Source organism: Campylobacter sp. 10_1_50, assembly GCF_000238755.1.
Lineage (GTDB): Bacteria > Campylobacterota > Campylobacteria > Campylobacterales > Campylobacteraceae > Campylobacter_A > Campylobacter_A concisus_R.
In genome coordinates this window covers 104,099-121,035 of the sequence record NZ_JH414889.1, presented here as the reverse complement: position 1 = coordinate 121,035, position 16,937 = coordinate 104,099, and the positions used below count along the sequence as shown (strand labels likewise).

At 33.4% G+C, this 16,937-nt stretch carries 23 protein-coding genes and 1 pseudogene; 9 read left to right on the top strand and 15 right to left on the bottom strand.

The features are described from left to right. Together HMPREF1019_RS09195 and HMPREF1019_RS09190 are read right to left on the bottom strand one after the other, a co-directional pair. Window positions 1-461 (bottom strand): annotated as a pseudogene (locus HMPREF1019_RS09195) (cell surface protein); the annotation flags it as partial. Between the two features lie 60 nt (window positions 462-521). After that, the gene (locus HMPREF1019_RS09190) at window positions 522-1,022 is read right to left on the bottom strand and encodes a hypothetical protein (RefSeq protein ID WP_009295442.1); all 501 of its coding nucleotides are present in this window, start codon (window positions 1,020-1,022) and stop codon (window positions 522-524) included. Between the two features lie 141 nt (window positions 1,023-1,163). On the opposite strand from HMPREF1019_RS09190, the gene HMPREF1019_RS09185 reads away from it, so the two are divergent. From HMPREF1019_RS09185 to HMPREF1019_RS09170, 4 genes are all read left to right on the top strand, one after another. Next, window positions 1,164-1,451 carry a hypothetical protein gene (locus HMPREF1019_RS09185; protein WP_012000892.1) on the top strand — a complete coding sequence of 96 codons (288 nt, stop codon included), beginning with the start codon at window positions 1,164-1,166 and terminating at the stop codon, window positions 1,449-1,451. A 129-nt stretch (window positions 1,452-1,580) separates the two neighbouring features. Continuing rightward, window positions 1,581-2,018, top strand: coding sequence for a hypothetical protein (locus HMPREF1019_RS09180; protein WP_009295441.1), 438 nt, complete (start codon window positions 1,581-1,583; stop codon window positions 2,016-2,018). Window positions 2,019-2,077: 59 nt separating this feature from the next. Further along, a complete protein-coding gene (locus HMPREF1019_RS09175; RefSeq protein ID WP_009295440.1) occupies window positions 2,078-3,184 on the top strand; it encodes a Cj0814 family flagellar-dependent secreted protein in 1,107 nt (368 codons plus the stop codon). Window positions 3,185-3,237: 53 nt separating this feature from the next. Then, window positions 3,238-3,456, top strand: coding sequence for a hypothetical protein (locus HMPREF1019_RS09170; RefSeq protein WP_187364915.1), 219 nt, complete (start codon window positions 3,238-3,240; stop codon window positions 3,454-3,456). A 24-nt stretch (window positions 3,457-3,480) separates the two neighbouring features. On the opposite strand, the gene HMPREF1019_RS09165 is transcribed toward HMPREF1019_RS09170, so the two are convergent. From HMPREF1019_RS09165 to HMPREF1019_RS10555, 12 genes are all read right to left on the bottom strand, one after another. Continuing rightward, complete coding sequence (locus HMPREF1019_RS09165) at window positions 3,481-3,927, bottom strand: hypothetical protein (RefSeq protein WP_034901780.1); 447 nt, start codon at window positions 3,925-3,927, stop codon at window positions 3,481-3,483. Window positions 3,928-3,929: 2 nt separating this feature from the next. Further along, a complete protein-coding gene (locus HMPREF1019_RS09160; RefSeq protein WP_009295437.1) occupies window positions 3,930-4,160 on the bottom strand; it encodes a hypothetical protein in 231 nt (76 codons plus the stop codon). Between the two features lie 227 nt (window positions 4,161-4,387). Beyond that, complete coding sequence (locus HMPREF1019_RS09155) at window positions 4,388-5,572, bottom strand: Cj0814 family flagellar-dependent secreted protein (RefSeq protein WP_009295436.1); 1,185 nt, start codon at window positions 5,570-5,572, stop codon at window positions 4,388-4,390. Between the two features lie 55 nt (window positions 5,573-5,627). Then, window positions 5,628-6,188, bottom strand: a complete 561-nt coding sequence (locus HMPREF1019_RS09150; protein WP_009295435.1) for a hypothetical protein — start codon at window positions 6,186-6,188, stop codon at window positions 5,628-5,630. Between the two features lie 39 nt (window positions 6,189-6,227). Beyond that, the gene (locus HMPREF1019_RS09145; protein WP_009295434.1) at window positions 6,228-6,500 is read right to left on the bottom strand and encodes a hypothetical protein; all 273 of its coding nucleotides are present in this window, start codon (window positions 6,498-6,500) and stop codon (window positions 6,228-6,230) included. Further along, the gene (locus HMPREF1019_RS09140; protein ID WP_009295433.1) at window positions 6,500-7,063 is read right to left on the bottom strand and encodes a spore coat protein CotH; all 564 of its coding nucleotides are present in this window, start codon (window positions 7,061-7,063) and stop codon (window positions 6,500-6,502) included. The genes HMPREF1019_RS09145 and HMPREF1019_RS09140 overlap by 1 nt, the downstream gene beginning before the upstream one ends. Window positions 7,064-7,173: 110 nt before the next feature. Beyond that, complete coding sequence (locus HMPREF1019_RS09135) at window positions 7,174-8,316, bottom strand: Cj0814 family flagellar-dependent secreted protein (protein ID WP_009295432.1); 1,143 nt, start codon at window positions 8,314-8,316, stop codon at window positions 7,174-7,176. Between the two features lie 52 nt (window positions 8,317-8,368). Further along, the gene (locus HMPREF1019_RS09130; protein ID WP_009295431.1) at window positions 8,369-8,788 is read right to left on the bottom strand and encodes a hypothetical protein; all 420 of its coding nucleotides are present in this window, start codon (window positions 8,786-8,788) and stop codon (window positions 8,369-8,371) included. Between the two features lie 99 nt (window positions 8,789-8,887). Continuing rightward, complete coding sequence (locus tag HMPREF1019_RS09125; RefSeq protein ID WP_009295430.1) at window positions 8,888-9,847, bottom strand: replication initiation protein; 960 nt, start codon at window positions 9,845-9,847, stop codon at window positions 8,888-8,890. A gap of 348 nt (window positions 9,848-10,195) precedes the next feature. Next, window positions 10,196-12,061, bottom strand: a complete 1,866-nt coding sequence (locus HMPREF1019_RS09120; RefSeq protein WP_009295429.1) for a relaxase/mobilization nuclease domain-containing protein — start codon at window positions 12,059-12,061, stop codon at window positions 10,196-10,198. Next, window positions 12,051-12,368 carry a plasmid mobilization protein gene (locus tag HMPREF1019_RS09115; protein ID WP_009295428.1) on the bottom strand — a complete coding sequence of 106 codons (318 nt, stop codon included), beginning with the start codon at window positions 12,366-12,368 and terminating at the stop codon, window positions 12,051-12,053. Before HMPREF1019_RS09115 ends, HMPREF1019_RS09120 begins: the two co-directional genes overlap by 11 nt. After that, the gene (locus HMPREF1019_RS10555; RefSeq protein ID WP_021090021.1) at window positions 12,355-12,483 is read right to left on the bottom strand and encodes a hypothetical protein; all 129 of its coding nucleotides are present in this window, start codon (window positions 12,481-12,483) and stop codon (window positions 12,355-12,357) included. Before HMPREF1019_RS10555 ends, HMPREF1019_RS09115 begins: the two co-directional genes overlap by 14 nt. 264 nt (window positions 12,484-12,747) lie before the next feature. Here HMPREF1019_RS10555 and HMPREF1019_RS09105 point away from each other — a divergent pair, with 264 nt between their 5' ends. The 5 genes from HMPREF1019_RS09105 (at window position 12,748) to HMPREF1019_RS09085 (ending at window position 16,082) form a co-directional block, all read left to right on the top strand. Next, window positions 12,748-13,005, top strand: coding sequence for a hypothetical protein (locus HMPREF1019_RS09105; protein ID WP_009295426.1), 258 nt, complete (start codon window positions 12,748-12,750; stop codon window positions 13,003-13,005). A gap of 185 nt (window positions 13,006-13,190) precedes the next feature. Next, a complete protein-coding gene (locus tag HMPREF1019_RS09745) occupies window positions 13,191-13,826 on the top strand; it encodes a hypothetical protein (RefSeq protein ID WP_009295425.1) in 636 nt (211 codons plus the stop codon). A 7-nt stretch (window positions 13,827-13,833) separates the two neighbouring features. After that, window positions 13,834-14,493 (top strand): hypothetical protein, encoded by a 660-nt coding sequence (locus HMPREF1019_RS09095; RefSeq protein WP_050805246.1) that lies wholly within the window; start codon window positions 13,834-13,836, stop codon window positions 14,491-14,493. 156 nt (window positions 14,494-14,649) lie between these two features. Continuing rightward, window positions 14,650-15,504, top strand: a complete 855-nt coding sequence (locus HMPREF1019_RS09090; protein WP_009295423.1) for a hypothetical protein — start codon at window positions 14,650-14,652, stop codon at window positions 15,502-15,504. Then, complete coding sequence (locus tag HMPREF1019_RS09085; protein ID WP_034901773.1) at window positions 15,489-16,082, top strand: C39 family peptidase; 594 nt, start codon at window positions 15,489-15,491, stop codon at window positions 16,080-16,082. The genes HMPREF1019_RS09090 and HMPREF1019_RS09085 overlap by 16 nt, the downstream gene beginning before the upstream one ends. Here the strand turns inward: HMPREF1019_RS09085 and HMPREF1019_RS09080 are convergent, their stop codons facing one another. After that, on the bottom strand, window positions 16,083-16,895 hold the full coding sequence (locus HMPREF1019_RS09080; protein ID WP_009295421.1) for a hypothetical protein: 813 nt from the start codon (window positions 16,893-16,895) through the stop codon (window positions 16,083-16,085). It abuts the gene before it with no gap. Window positions 16,896-16,937: the final 42 nt, after the last annotated feature.

Sequence of the window (16,937 nt, the reverse complement as noted above, 5' to 3'; positions counted from 1 at the left end):
GTGCCTTCTGGAAATGATTTTACAAAATCTTCTAGCTCGGCCTCTTGTTCTGCTGTGCCAAGACCAATCATAAAGCCATTTATTGTTGGCTTGCCATCAACAGAGTTTGTAAGTAGCCAATCCATATAGCTTTGTAACTCTCCAATTCTAAATTCTTCCATAGTTTCTGGAGGATATTTTGATGCTAAAGCTCTTCTTTCTTTCATGGGATAATCAGACAGCATATTATCTATTCGATTTATAGTATCTGTTATCCAGCCCTCTTTACTTTGGTCTATATCAATAAATTCTTTTACATTATCAGTCCAGGGTCTAAACATATACTTTGAGTAATCAAATTTCTCTTCGCTGACGCTTTTGTCTTTCTTACCTTCTTTGTTTATATTTTCTGTTGTATTTTCTTTTTGGATAGTGGTTTCTTGTATCGGTGTGTTGCTAAGTCCGTTTATGCTAGTTATCATTTCAGCTCCTTTGAAAATATATGGGAGCCTACAAATTTAAACTTGTAGGCTACTTAAATTTTACCAACCACCTAGGTCAGATTCCATTTGCCTTTTAAAATTATCTCTTAGCTGTCTTACAACTGCATTGTTGTTTAGGACAAAACTACTAGAAATCTTATGAAATTCTCTAGTTTTCTCATTATAAGCCGCAGCGCTGTAAGTAAATAAAGGATATCTACCATAACGACTAGATTTTATCTCTCTTTTGACAGTGTATGCAAGATAATAGCCAGGCATATCATAAGCGCCTAATCCCTGTCTATATTGTGATTTTATGTAGTCACCGTCTTTGCCATTTTCTATGATAGCATATGCCCCAGATTCATTATATGAAAATTGCCAAGGTCCTTTAAATTCCAAGCCTCCTTTAACCTCATTCATATCGGTGGCATCTAGTTTTTTAACATTACTAGAGATGTCACTCAAAGCACCAGCTGTAACCTTTGCCAGAAAATCTTCAGCATTAGCACCTGCAACTAAAATTCCGCCAAGTATGGCTATTTTAAGAACTTTAAACATAACTTCCTCCTGTAAAAAGTTTTAATAAGATTATAGCACTAATTTAGAATTTAATTGATATCAGTTATTATTTATTAAATCTACCTATATCCTTACGTATAAAATCCCTAATATACGCAGCAATGTTCATATGTTTGTTTTTTGCTGCTTCTTTTACAAAGATACAAAAGACTAGGTCAAGATCCTAGTGTTTTTTATGGTTTTTACTATTCCATATCTGATGAGCCTCGATCTAAGGGCGAAATTTTTAGGATCACAAAGATAGAAGCTGATAGCAGACCATATTTTACTGCTTTTAGTGAAAAGCAAACATTGTTTGCGGTACTAGGGAAAAAAGAATTTATGAAGCGGTTGCTTGGTGGAATTTATAAGGCTCTAATCTTTATGGTAGATGCAGAAAAGAAGCAGTCTTTAGATTTAGATCAGTAGCAAAACGAGCAAGATAGGATCGCACAGATGAAAAGAATTTTGAATGACTGGGGTAAAAATTATAGATAAAATTCTTAAAAAATATACTATAATTACTCTTTGATAATAATTCTTAACAAAGGAGATGAAATGACTAGGTTTCTTAAAGTTGCACTTCTTAGTGTCTTATTAGCAATTGGACTAAATGCTAACGACTTTTTAGCCAAAGCAACGGGCGGAGTATTAAGTGACGCCTCTGTTGGTATTAAACAATTAAATGAGACAGAATTGCAAGAAATTCTTGGGGGATATGCTTTTTATTGGTTACCAGAATTATCCGAAAGTTTCGGTTCTTTTAAAACATATGCCTTTGCTGTTTTAAATGATGATGGTAGCATCCCAACTAATTTATATGAAGGTGGGAATCTACCGCCACAAACTTTACTTATAGCAAAAATGAGGCTTGGAGTTGGAATAAATCCAACACACTTTTTACAGGTTTATAGGGCAGACAAGAGTCATACTGAATATGTTGGAAGAGACTTTGGAGTAATCTTAGAACAATTTAAAGCATATACTAGCAACTGATAACGGAATGCAATTTGCTTATCCTGAAAAATATCTAAACCATATTTAAAGGATAAGCAATGAGTGTAGTTAGTTCAACTGATCAAAAATATAGTTCAATAATAAGCACCGCAAAAGAGCTAAAAGCTAAAAAAGAAGCAGGAGTTGTAAGCTTTTCAAGAATGTCCGATCCTATAACTTTTAAAATGGATAATCTTGAACTTGATAAGAATCCTGACATTGCAAAAAATACAGGTTTTGATACCACTGCACTATCTAAAAAATCCAAAATAACATATCCAAAAAATGAATTTATGTCTGACATGTTAAGCTCTACGGCATATGGATATAGTGTAAATTTAGCAGGCTTTATGGGAGCTGATTTTAATAAAGCCGCTGGACTTCCCGAGAATTTTAAGATACATAAAAGCACACTTGAAGAGATAGCAAATATCAGTCAAAGTAGCCATTTGTTTAATGTATTTAAAGCACCACATGAGCAAACCAAAATATATGAGAATATTGATATGGCAAATACTATAAAGCAATACTACAATATATTTAATCAAGTAGTAGGCAAAGATCTACCAAACAAAGAAGTCTATGGCATCGTAGATCTTTCAAGATTGCCAACTGGCTTTAGCTCAAATGGAGTAAAAGGTATCAGCTTTAAGCCACTAAATGCCCAAGCTGAAAAGATGATGATAGATAGAAGCAATGAAAAAGTAACCAATCTATACTATCCAAGTGATCAAGTAGCTGATAATGATGCCAACATAAAAAAGTTAGATTTTTCCCCAAAGAGTATGAGTACCGATCAAAATCCAAGTTGGCTAGCTTTCAACCCTGATATGTCACCATACCAAAGAGATGATGGATATACAAAAGAGGCTATCTTTATGAGCTTTTTAAAGAGTGCAGGACATACTGTGCTAGATGGCGGAGAGACTAGATTAGAGCCAGAAGTGTTTGTAAGGACAAGCCAAATGGCAAGAGCTACTGCAAAGCTCTTAGAAAAGATAAAAATGGAAGCTTCAATATTGCAAAATGAGCCTGAGAATATTAAGAACTACATTAAATTTTTATCTGAAAACAATGCGCTAGACATAAACAAGAGTGATAAAGAAACAATAAGTAGTATATTCTCATTACCTGATGGCAATAAGATTTTTAAGGACATGGCGTAGAATTTCATGTATAAAGGTAACTTGATATAGATCGATGCAAAATGGCAAAGGATATGAAATTTAAAGAAAACTATCCTGATTACAGACAGACACTAAAACAAGCAGGAGCAAATGAAGGCACGCACGGGCTAAGATACTCTTATGCAAAAAACAGATACATCGAGCTAAAAGAAAGCGAGTTATCAGAAAGGCAGACGCTAGCACAGATAAGCTTAGAGATGGGGCATTCTAGGACAGAGATTACGAGGCATTATTTGGTGGGTAATTTCTAGGTAGCAATTAGCTGCCTAGATTCTTTAATTATTTTTAAATTCTCTATTTATATCTTTAATATTATTATACGTTGATGCCTCTCCAAAATCATCCTCAAAATCAGAGATAATCTTTTTGATAGCATCTCCATATTGTATTTTTAAATTTATTTTTGTGATGTATCCTTTTTTAGCATAAAAACAAACATTGTCTAAATAATTTAATAGATCTTCCTTGGCAATCAATATTTTATTTTTTTTATCACTGTCGGCATCATTTTTATTAAATTTACTCTCACTTGCTAATCTAGCACAATCGGTAATCTTTTGACCCAATGTATAAAAGATATTTAGTTCATTTTGTGCTATATTTAATTTTGTGTTATCGTGTGCATCATTTAGGGCTTTTTTTGATATAAAATATGCAAGAATAGCTATAAATGGTATAGATATTTGCGATATTTTATAAGCAATATCTAACATATCACACATATCTATTTATTCTTTTTATTATCTTGTTTTGTAGCATTAGCATCTCCCGTATTTATATCCTGAATCTGCGAAACGACTACATTATCAGACGCTTGATTGCGTATAGTTTGTTTTTGTTGATCATTAGTGTTTAATGAATCCTGTATTATTTTCATAGAAAAACTTATATCTGCCGACTCGTTTGTTATTGCTAATTGACTATTTACATCGTTCAATAATACTTCTTTCCCCATAAAATACCTTTTAAAAAATTTATATATTATACTATAAATAATAACTATTAATGAAAAGCCTACTTTTCAATACAACTTTTAACAAATGCCTATTTTGCAACATCTCTACATATACAAAACGATCATCTTAAGCTTTCTATTGCTTAAAGTAGAAAAATCACTTAAGAAATCGGCAAAAATTTGTTTTTAAATAGAGAAAACTTAAAAAAGATAACTAATTTATACTACTACGCCTTTATATCAACATCTCTTTTTATACCAAGCATATCTACCAGGTATTTTCCAGCTGGGTTTTCATTTAGCTCTTTTACTAAATTTAAAGGTGGCATGCTAAATTTCAAAAAGCTATCCATAAAGTCTTTGCTCTTTTTACCATCTTTGTCTATCTCACCAAAGAGTAGCTTTAGCATTTTTAGATTATGCTCCATCATCTTTTTAAATGAGAGTTCGTCTTCTTCATCTGAATACTTACCGACAAACCCAGTCGTTAGATCTACATAGACAAGGTCTCTTTTATACTTAACATACTCTTGCATATATTCAGGCATACCAGCTAGATCAGAGTCGCTTGCTTTGTTGAAATTTGCTCCAAATTTCATCTCGCCCATAAGCTCGAACAGCTCAAATGCTCTATTAAATTCTTTGCTATCTATGCTCTTGTCATAGCCTTCTCTTTTGCCTCTTGCGGTTGTCTCCCCCTCTCTTACATCAAGGTTGTTGTTTATGACGGCTGCTATGAGGCCGCCTTTGGTTATTGAGCCGTCTTTATTAGTGTATTTCTCTCCATGCGGATCCATAAATATACCAATGACCGTGTTTTCTTTGCCACCATTGTTGTTGTTAAAGATATCTGTTGTTGGCTTTAGTGGCTGCCTGCCATCTCCGCCATCAAAGCTTGGGTTGAAAAAAAGCGTGCTTATCATCTGCTTATTTGACTCTTTGCCGTTAAAATCAGCCGCAGCCGAGCCAAATTCATGAATGGAGTTATGGATCTTGGTTACTTGCATACTTTGGCGGTTATAAGAAAAGCCTTGAGGGAAATTTCTTATCTCATCTAAGCTAAAGCTATCTTTTGAGTTTAGTGTGTCTTCGCCAACTACTTGGGAGAGGATTTTGTAGGCATTATTTACGGTTTTTAGTATATCGATGCTATCAAAAGCCCTTTGCATATAGTCAGGCTGCGTCTCTATCCTTACTAACGACTCCAGCGTGCTTGAGTGAATTTTATATCCGCTTGGTATGCCAGCTTGTTTATTAAACTCATCTGTAAAGTAGCCATCTTTATCTATCTTGTAGCCTAAAACTAGAGAGCTAGTTTGGTTGGTGGCTGTGCTAAGACTTGCCGCTTGCCTAGAATTTATGCTTGCTTTATAGCTTTGTGTATATGTGTTGTTGTTAAGTCCATTTAACATTTTCAAATCCTTCTTAAAAATAAAACCCTAGCTCAAGCCAGGGTTGTAATCTCAATTAAAAGCCAAGGCTCATAGTTAGTTGATTTCTAACAGCTTTTGAATTTATTAGTTCGTTTGCTATATACGGTTTGTTTGTTATGGTTTTTAGTCTCATAAGTTGGCCATTTACATTTTTAAAGGCTGCAACAGAGTAAGAATATTGTGGGATGCTACCAAAGCCATAAGGCTTATTTATTTTTGTTGCCACAACACCTAAGTATTCACCATTGCTATAATTAACTTGATTCATAACTTCTTGAAAATTACTTTTAGCATAGTATCCACCAGAACAACCATCTGGCATGTTAAGCCCACAAGATACCTTTTTTTCTTTTTCATATCTAGAAAAATCAACAAGTGCCACTGCTTGAGCAATATTTTGTGAAGTTTTTGGTAACGCTTGTATATTTATGCTATACCCACCATTAACTTGCTCTAGATCTAAGCTATTTAGTGTTTTCACACCAACTGAATTATTATCTGCGGCTCCATTTGTAGCTTTAGAAAGCAAATCATTTGCAAAGGCACCACTTAACATTAAAGCACTAGCTAGTGCAACTTTAAATAGCTTTTCCATTTAAACTCCTTGTTAAAAAATTGTTTTATTTTAGCATATTTATTGCTTTTTACTTTTAAAATCTTCCATTTTTTCTCTGATGATCGATCTTAGATATTGGGTTCTATTTGTTCTGGTTATATGTCCCATTTCGTCTAAAAAATCCAGCTCTTCACTAGACAAAAACATTGTCGTTCTTTTGTCGGCAGGATTAGCACTTTTTGGTCTGCCGCCAGTTTTTTTAGTTTCTTGCTTTTCGTCTTGTTCTTGAAAGCTTGCCGTGCTTAGTTCGTTTAGCTCTATCTCTGTAAGATCTAAATTTAATTTTGCCATTATTTATTATCCTTTATGTAATTAACGACTTTTTGATACATATCTATAAATGACTGATATTGTCTTTTTGAGAGATTGCTTTCATTGTATAGCTCTAAAAAACTTAGTCCAGTTGTTATAGCATTTTCAAATATTTTAGAGCTTTTTAAAATAAGAAATTTTGTGCAAGCTATGTTAGCAGCTTTTATCATTGCTACTGTTTCTTCTAGCTCTTTTTGAGAAGAGACATCTGTTATAAGGCCTAGTGTTTTGCAGCCAAGAGGTTTGATCTGTGATATGGTGCTTGCTGCTCTTTTAATGGAATTTGGGTTAGAAGTAATGGGAACAATAACAATACTACAATGTTTTAGTATCTCTAGCACTCCAGCCGAGGCAAATCCTCCAAAGTCATACATAGTATTTGGTTCAAAAATGCACTTATCTAATATTTTGCCATCTTTGTAAAACTGTGGCACCACAGAGTCATCATTGCTTTGCCATTTTAGTCCAAGATCTTTTGCCAAACTAAAACTAAGCGGCGTCTTTCCAACCCCACCCTTTAGTTGTAAAACTGCTAAATTCATATTAATCCTTTTTATCATATAGTATGTTAATAACATATTATATGATAATTATATTAATATAATATAAAACATATATACAATATTGTATTACATATATTGTATAAATACAACTAAACTTTCATCCTCTCATCAAATTCTTTTAAAACATCCATTATCTTACTTGCTAGCCCCTCAAGCGTTTGATCTTTTTTAAGCTCTAAATTTCTAAGCTTTAAAATCCTAGCTAGTATATCTTTTAGATCTTTTTTGCCAGATAGTATCTCATCATAATAAGCCTTTGGTATGCCTATCTCGCTTCTATCTTGTTTTGTAATTATTTCATAGTTTTTATACACACTAAGAGCCTCATCAGTTATCCTTGTTGTGCCACCTTGCAACACAAGACCTTGCTCGTTTTTTAAAAATGCGACAAAGATTTGCTCCTTAGTATAGCCTTGTTCGTTATCATACACAGACATATCAGGCTTGAAGTCATATCCAGCACTACTAACCCACATATAAGGGATAGTATGCTCAGTTATCATCACTTCTGGAGAGAAGTCAAGGAAATTTCCATTGACTTCTACATTTATATCTTTTAGATCATTCATTAGCTTACGTGCGTCGTCTGCGTCTTGTGCTGTTCTAAATACATGAGTTATCTTCTCATTGCTTCTATCGGTTAGCCCATCTAGCTCATCGCTAGTCATCCTACCCATTAGGTATTCAACATGCTCTATTTTTTTATCTTTTGAAAAGTAGCCCTTTGGCATCTTTGCTAGGTCCTCGGCTGAGTAAAATTCTTTACCCTTACTAATAACTCCAGCTGAAATTTGATCAAAAATTTTATAGTATTGCTTTATAGTGTCTGCTAGATCGATATTTGCAAAGCTATCCTCTCCAAATAGCGCATTATCCTTTCTTGTATCCATTAAAATATTTGTAAAGTTTGGGTGCTTTTGATTGTGTAGCACTATCGCATCAAGCGTGCTTTTGTGGATTTTAAAGTCCTGTGGCAGGCCTGCAGCCTTGTTAAAGTCAGCTCCCATAAATCCTTTAGCATCTACACTATATCCATAGCCCTCTTGTGAAGTAAATTTAGCCTGATAAAGAGAGTCGATACTGCTAGATGAAACAAAGTCATTCTTAGGAATAGTGGTTTGGCTGATCGAATTTATATTTGGAGTGTTAGGTAAGAAATTTGCAAAACCTTCGTTTTTTGTCTGTTTTTGGTAGTGCTGTTTTGTTAAGATGGAGTTATAAGAGACTTTCATAGCTTACTCCTTGAATTTAGCTTCAAAGAGTAAGCAAAAGTTGTGCCTATTTTTACAATCCCATTTTTTTCATATCATCTAATATTTTACCAGCTCCAACCCCTGCATAAGCTCCTGCTGGTTGGTTATCTCCTCTATACAGTTGTAAATAATACTGTTTTCTCCCATTTGTTCCAATCCTTACTTTAGCTACAACAAAATCACCATTTGTTACACTTAATTTTGGATCACTATAGCCCTCTCTTACTATATACGCAACTGATGGCATATAACCTCTATGGTCAAACTGTGGTTTTCTATCAAAATAGTAACCCCCTACAACCTGATTCATTTCACCATCGTTTAGCATTTTAACGCCAGTAGCATTATCTGCGACAACTCCATTTGTGACTTTTGATAAAAGATTATCATTTGCACTCAATCCAGCAACTACTACAGCACTTAGTAGCGCAACTTTAAAGATCTTTAGCATGTTGTCTCCTTTATAAAAGATTTCTAAAATGATATCACTTTTTTACTATATTAATGATAATTTAACTCAATATTATTTATAAGAATTTTTTATTATTTTTTAATCAAAAAGTGTAGGTTCTGTATCTTTTATAGTCTCTGCATTTTTAACAGCTATTTCAAGGTCTTTAATTGTATTAAACCAAAAGAAATTTATATCTGTTCCTGTTTTTGAAAAAAGAACCCTAATTTTTCCTTCATCGGAGCTTGTAGATAGAATTCTCCTTATATTGCTATCAATCATCACATATTTATCGTTAAAGCTAACTAGCTTTCTATCAAAAATCTCGATCTCTCTTAGTCCAGCATTAGTTAAATAGCTTTCATCTCCACCAAGCTGTTTTAGGTTGTCTAGTTCCTCAGAGGTGATAAATTTTATACTAAACGATAAGACTTTTTTTCCTTTTTTGCGTTCAGGATATATGCCTAGTATTTTAATGTCGGTCAGTTCATTTATTTCCTTTTTGGCCAACTCTAAAATATCAAACTGTAAATTTCCCCAACGCCTTTTATTTTTTGGAACTTCTAGCCAATCGCAAAATTCTTCTAACTCAAATTCTTTTTGCCTTGTTATATTTCTCAGATCTTTTAGAATTTGATATATCCTTATTGAATATTTAGAAGTCATATTTATAATATTTTTAATTTGGTATTTTGTAAAACTTTCAACTATTTTTAATAAATATGGGCGCATATAGTCATTAAATTTAAATTTGATTTCTCCTGTATCCTTGTCATATTTAAAAACTTGGTAAATAGGGTATGCTTCCCAAACCTTTTCAGTTTCTATCTCATAGACCTGCTTCAAAAGTGTTCTACAGACCGATTTTACAGTTCTAAAATCTAAATTAGTATCTTCACAAAAATCTTGTCTATCAAGTGTAATTTCTTTAAATTCATCGTCATTTTTGGCATCGATCGTAGTAATAGTGGCCAAAAAAACCTTCATTTCAGAGAGATTAAGCTTACTTCTACCCTTTGTTATTTTATCACTATGAACGATTATATTGCGATTTTTCATAACGCTCTTTTTTGTGGTTTAAGAATAAAATTATACTATTAGTGTCTTTAATTATACTTTATAATAATATATAGGATAATTCTCTTGCAAAGAAAGGATAATTGCTTACAAAGAGCGGATAATTCTCTTGCAAAGAAAGGATAATTGCTTACAAAGAGCGGATAATTCTCTTGCAAAGAAAGGATAATTGCTTACAAAGAGCGGATAATTCTCTTGCAAAGAAAGGATAATTGCTTACAAAGAGCGGATAATTATTGCATTCTAAGCCCCTATTTTAGGGTATAAATTTAGCCTACAAATTCTTCAAATTTATTTTTATATCAAATTCAAAAGCTGTCTTAAGAAAAACTAAAAACCCATTTGAATATGGCGAGATCTCTCCTTTGATCTTTTTAGCTCTACCATCCTTTGCCTTTCAGGTTTTTTTAGCTCTCGTTCAATTTCATATCCACAAGTGGTAATAGCTGCTGCAGTTTGCTTTTCCAGGCCTTCTCTAAATTTTCCGCCATATTGGTTGTTAATTCGTTGTATGCTTCCTGAAACAACTTCTCCATATCCTCCAAGCTTTTGTTTAGTGTCTCTTTGATTGTCAATAACTCTGTTTCTAATAAGATATAATTGTTTTGCAAAGCCTTGTAATCGTTCTCTAATTTGTGATATTCCGCTATTAAATATTCGTTCTTGCCATTCTCTAAGAGCTGATTTAATTCGATTTTGGTATTCCCTATCTCGCTCTGCTCTTTGTCTAAGTTGTCTAGTTCGTTCTTGTGTGTTAATAATATATTCTCTAGCTCTTGTTTGTATTTCTCTGCTAAGTCGCTGTAATATAGAGACGTTCTCGCTTTGCGCAAATTCTCGTAAGCTCCTTGCAGCTCTATATTTTCGTTCTGCTTGTTCTTTATCACGTCCTGTAATTTCAGAATTTCGTCTTGCAATCTCTCTATCTCGTTCAATAATTCGGTCTCTAACGCCGTCATTTATAGACCTCCATAATTCAGTTGTAAATATTGAGTTCCGTCCTTCATCTGTGATAGTGTTTGTGGTGGCAACACTAGATACCTCTCTGCTTTGCCAGTTGTTTTGTTGGCTTGTTCTGTTCGATAATTCACTGGAATTTGCCACTCGTTTAGCACTTTGTTCTCTTCTCTTAATCTCTCGTTCTCTGATTGATAATATTGTATTTCTGTCCGATTGAGCCAGAAACACGCTAAAAATCCTAGGCATAGAGATATCATTGCGATTGATAACACCAAGCCATTGAATATTTTTTCCGTTAAGCTTGGAGTAACTTGCTGTATTATCTCGCTTCTTATGTTCGCTATTTGCGATATTGTCGGAGATAGTCTGTTCTTTATATCGTTTTTGATTTCGTTTATCTCGTGTCGATATGAATTTTTCAAGTCTTGCTCTATTTGCGATACACTCTGCTTGTGTATCTCTATTAGCGTATTGTTGAATTCGTCTTGATTGGCTTTCGCCGAGCTCGCTAAGTCCTTTAAGGTCTGTGAATTCTGCACTGTAGATGCCTCCTTTTAGTCTAAATGGTTTTTTTTGATTTGGTATTTTGATACTTATGCCACTTTTTGGCTGCCTTGTAACTTCGTAGCCACTAGAGCTTAAAAGCTCTATTAGATGCGTGCGATTTATTATTAATCCTTGTGATACAAGATCTTTTAATTGATTGTCTAATTCTATAATTGTGTTGTGCTGCTCTATCGTAGCTTTGTGACGGTTCTGGTTATACTGATTTTTTGGATCGTCTGGGCTGATGAAATTATATTCATCGTTGATAGTTCTTTTCCATAAGTTAATATTTGTGCGATCACGCTTATCATAGTATGGGTTGAAACTTTTACCACTCACTAGATCAATTTTAGGGATTAGAAAATTTAGCTCTAGTCGTCCATCTTTATCGCTATGCTCTACCCAAAGAATATTTACTCGATCTTTCATATAATCACCGAGTAGATGTCGTTCAAAGTCTTTTATAATCTCTTGCTTTGTTTCATCGCTTATGTCACTGGCTTTTTCTGCAAACGACAACACTCCAAAGGTTGTTTTTTGCTTGTAGTGAATTTGACTTATAATAGCTCTAGTCTGTGCTTCATTACCTTTTAAGACTCGTGCTGTGCCTTGTTCTTGTCGTTCATTGAGCAAATAATTTACGCTGCCAAGTCCGCCGCCGTCTCTAGTTGGTAAAAATTTAACTATCATCGCTCAATATCTCATATAGTTCATTTAGGCGCTCCAGTGATTGATTTATTAATGAGAGTGCCACTCGGTCAAGACTATTATTTTGATTTAAACTCCTTGCTATCTGATTTAGGTTACTTCCTTGTCTCGATAGCTCCAAGATTAGTTCTTTAGTAATTGGTGTCTTTGTAAGTGGTCGCGAAAGCATCGAATTTATAGCAAATTTTGAAAATGTAACCCCACCTAATTTATCAAGCTTGTCTTGAATTTTTTCATTTTCGCTAGGTGTTAATCTTAAAATTTTGGTTATTGTTTTATTCTCTTTCATCATCATTCCATGCCATTAGAATAAGAAATGCCACTAAGCCACCCCAAAATAGACCTAAAAACCCAAAAAAGATCGTAAATTTGTAGTGATACTTCGCAAAAATAAATCCATACAAAAAGAATCCTAATCCAAAAAATATAGCAAGATTAAGATACTGAAATCTACTCATTTTTACTACTCCTAAGCAGCTCTTTACAAAAGGGGTTAAGGGGGATTTTCCCCCTTACGAGCACCCGCAGTATATACAAAACCGTCAGGATTTTGTATATACAAGGGGTATGCTCGCCCAGCATTTTATTATGAAGCATTATAGCATAACTAGAATAGATTGCAAATAATATTTAGACTATGGTATAATCTCACACAAAAAGGAAAATTTTTGGAAAAGATAAAATTAAAGATTGAGTTATTATCCAAAAAGATTGATATAGTAAAAAGCAAACTTTTAGTATTTTCTGCTGGGATAGCTGGATGTTGGGCTTTTATATCTTCTCATTATAATAATGTTGATTTTTTGGTTATAATTTCACTGATTTTGATTTTTGTGTTCGGATTTGGAGTTGGGATGAATTTATTAAAATTTAGTGACCTGACGCAAAAGCTTGATGAGCTAGATAAGGAATTAAATAATGAATGATATTAGTTTAGTAGTGCCATTGGTATTGCTTGTGAGCTTCGTAGTTGCTTATTTTTGGCATAAGAGTGGCAAAAAGACACCAGATTTTTTTTAAATTTTAAAGCATTTGATGGATAAAGATATAAATAAAATTGTTAAAAAGTCGATATTAACTTACAAAAATCTAAATTATTAAAGGAATTAAAATGAGAAGTCTTTTTAAAACCACACTATTAAGTGTTTTACTGCTTACCAGCTCAAACGCAAAAGATCTATTAGACTTAGCTACAAATGGAGCTATTAGTCAAGGTGACGTAAAAACCCTAAACAATAATGAAATGAAAAATGTTAAGGGTGGATACTTAGTGTATTCAGATGTAATTGAACGTTTGAATATAGGTATTACAATAGCAATACCAAATGATGCTTTTGAATTAGGTGCTTATAGAGATGAGGAAAGCAAGAAACTACTTTATTTGTATCCTGATGCTACAAGAGGGCTATGTGGATATAATGAAAATAAGTGTTATGAGAATGATGCAACTTTTAGTCACTATGAAAAAAATAAAATGAGATTACTTCAATATGCTCAAGCGCTAGGTGAGTATAAATTATCAGAAGGATTTCTTTTAGCTTTTATTGTTAAAAGAAATATAGGTGTTTCAAACCTTGGAAAAAAATATACATATTTTACGTATCAAACAGCAGCATATAATTTAAAAGATGCAACCATACATCCGATAAGCTCAAGTGCAAATTTAGAAAATCCAATAGTAAAAGAACTTAGAGATCATACGCAATTGAATTTAGAAAAACAACTTGGCGGATTAAAAATTTACTAGGATATTTATGATGCAAATTTCTAATCTGTCGTCACCTCTTTTTGATCTTTCCAATGAAAATATCGCTAGAGCGATGGGATTTAAATTTCAAAACATTAATGAGATTTATAATGATAAAGTAGGTGAATTGAAGGCATCTGATTATTTAAAGCTTGATGATGCAAATAGAGCAAAGGTGCATGATAGAAATGCTTATCCACTTACGGGTTTTACAAATGGTAAAGAAGCAAAAGTAAGCATTATTGGTAAACTTATGGGGTATGATAATACTATCTCAAAAGAAGATATAAGGGAGCTTAAAAAATTTATAGATGATAGTGGTGTATTGGGACTTGAGAAAAACCCAGCATTTGAACCAAAAGGGATATTTAAAAAAGATACATTAAATAGTGAAAAACTTAGTGTTGATGATTTTATAGATCAATTTGCTAATAAAAATATCCTTTCTTTTATATCTTACGGCGGAAGTAAAACAGCTGAATTGCTTGATAGTGATATGAGTATTGATGAGTTTAAGGGCAAATGGGCCAAATTTGCTCTTGAGAAGCGATTTGGGGTAGAGCTTGATGAAGATCTTGCAAAAGAAACAATGAATGTTGTGAACGAGATTGAAATTCAAAGGGATAAAGACGAGATAAAAGAAAAAAATTTAAACCCATACAAATAACCAAAAAATCTAAAACTTATGATATACAAGCCGATGAAAAATTTAAAGAATTTTATAAATTTATAAAAACTGAATTTGATAATGGCAAAAATATATTTGAGATTTTAGAAAAAATTGCAAAGACAAAAGTAGATAAAATCGCATAAAGGACTAAATTTGAAACAATCATTACTTCTAGCTTCACTACTCACTACTCTTGCATTAGCATCAGATCCTATCACGATAGATAGCCTTTATAAACAGCAGGTTGGATTAAGAAGTGTTACAAATTTGTCTTTGCTTAGCAGCGGCAATCCTAACGTATACACAAGCACTCCAAATCTTGTAATAAATGGTGATCCAGTTGTTTGGGATGACACAAAGCAACTAACTCTTACCCAGACGCTTATGTATGCTCTTACTTCAAAATTAGATGTTTTAACGTCTTTTAGTGGAAGTTACAAGAGAAGCGAGTATATGGATTATTTTACCCTCGAACCAAAAAGTGAAAGCAAAACTCAGTTTGACTCTGTATGGCTAGGTCTAAATTATAGAGGAGATAGAATTGGCGAGCTAGTGCCTATGCTTACTCTTCAGACAGCACTTTATCAAAGAGAAAGTGCGCTTAGACAGAGTAAAAATTTTAGCTTTAAGTCTTATTCAATAAAAGGCAGCCTAAAAGGATATTCTGATCCAGTAATTTATAGCATATATACTGGATTTGGCTACAACGCAGATAGAAAATTTGACTTTGCGAAGCTAAATTATGGAAATACTGTGTTCTTTGGCGGAGATTTGTCTATCGTTTTAAGTCCAAAGATCACACTTGATCTTGGCATCGAGCAGAGATTTCAAACAGCAAATAAAATAAATGATAGAAAAACTACAAATCTTAGATCTATTCCAACTTATAGTGTAGGATCTACTTATAGTTTTAGTAATGACACTTCCATATCTATATCTGCTAGTATGGGTGGCTCTAGCGCAGCACCTGATAGTATATTTGGTATTAGCATTTGGCAAAAATTCTAAAACTATTTTTTTGTGCAGCGGCGGCATCTTTGCCACTTTATGCTGGTTTTGCTGTTAGATCATACGAAGAGCTAAGAAATCAAGATGTAATTAGGCAAAACTATGAAGAGTCTTGTGGTGCAGCATCATTAGCAACACTTATTAATACGCTTGATTTTAAAATTCTAACAGAAAAAGACGTCATAGAGCAGATGGATAAAGGCGATAAAAAACTAAATACCGATATGGTGAGTTTTTTGCAGTTAAAGCAAGCTGCTGCTAAGCTATCCTATGACTCTGAGGGTTATCAGCTCGATCGTGCTACTTTTGAAAAGATAAACTTGCCAGTCCTGGTAAAGATAGAGGATGATCCTCGTTTTCCTCATTTTGTGGTTGTGATAAATCATCAAGGCGATTTTATAACCATCCTTGATCCAAGCTACGGCAAATATATAAGTTCAAAGGATCAGTTTTATAATATATGGGATAAACATAAGCAAGGGGGCTATGTCTTAATCCTTGGTCCAAAGAACGATATACATAGAGAATATAAGCTCGACTTGCCTATAGATAATAAAGCACTATTTGATAAACTCTAGTCAAACCATCTTATTTAAAATTTGCTTCTTGTCTATCTTTTGCATAAGCTCTAAGACATCTATGCCTCTTTTTTCTTTGAAATTTAAAAGCTCTCTTGCATAGAGAAATTTTTGATCCTTATTTATATCATAGGTCTCATACTTCTTCTTAACCTGCATAGGTTTAAATTTCTTCTCACTTTGCTCTTTAGCAAAATTTGCATTGTATTCTTGTTCTTCTTTGTGTAGTTTAGCTAGAAATTCTTTATGCTCTTTTGTAGTTTTTTCTACGTCTTCTCTATAAAGCTTCTTAAACTCTTCTATACTTAGATCCGCTCTAACAAACAAAGCAGCGCCATCATTACTCATCATAGTGCCTTCTGGAAATGATTTTACAAAATCTTCTAGCTCGGCCTCTTGTTCTGCTGTGCCAAGACCAATCATAAAGCCATTTATTGTTGGCTTGCCATCAACAGAGTTTGTAAGTAGCCAATCCATATAGCTTTGTAACTCTCCAATTCTAAATTCTTCCATAGTTTCTGGAGGATATTTTGATGCTAAAGCTCTTCTTTCTTTCATGGGATAATCAGACAGCATATTATCTATTCGATTTATAGTATCTGTTATCCAGCCCTCTTTACTTTGGTCTATATCAATAAATTCTTTTACATTATCAGTCCAGGGTCTAAACATATACTTTGAGTAATCAAATTTCTCTTCGCTGACGCTTTTGTCTTTCTTACCTTCTTTGTTTATATTTTCTGTTGTATTTTCTTTTTGGATAGTGGTTTCTTGTATCGGTGTGTTGCTAAGTCCGTTTATGCTAGTTATCATTTCAGCTCCTTTGAAAATATATGGGAGCCTACAAATTTAAAC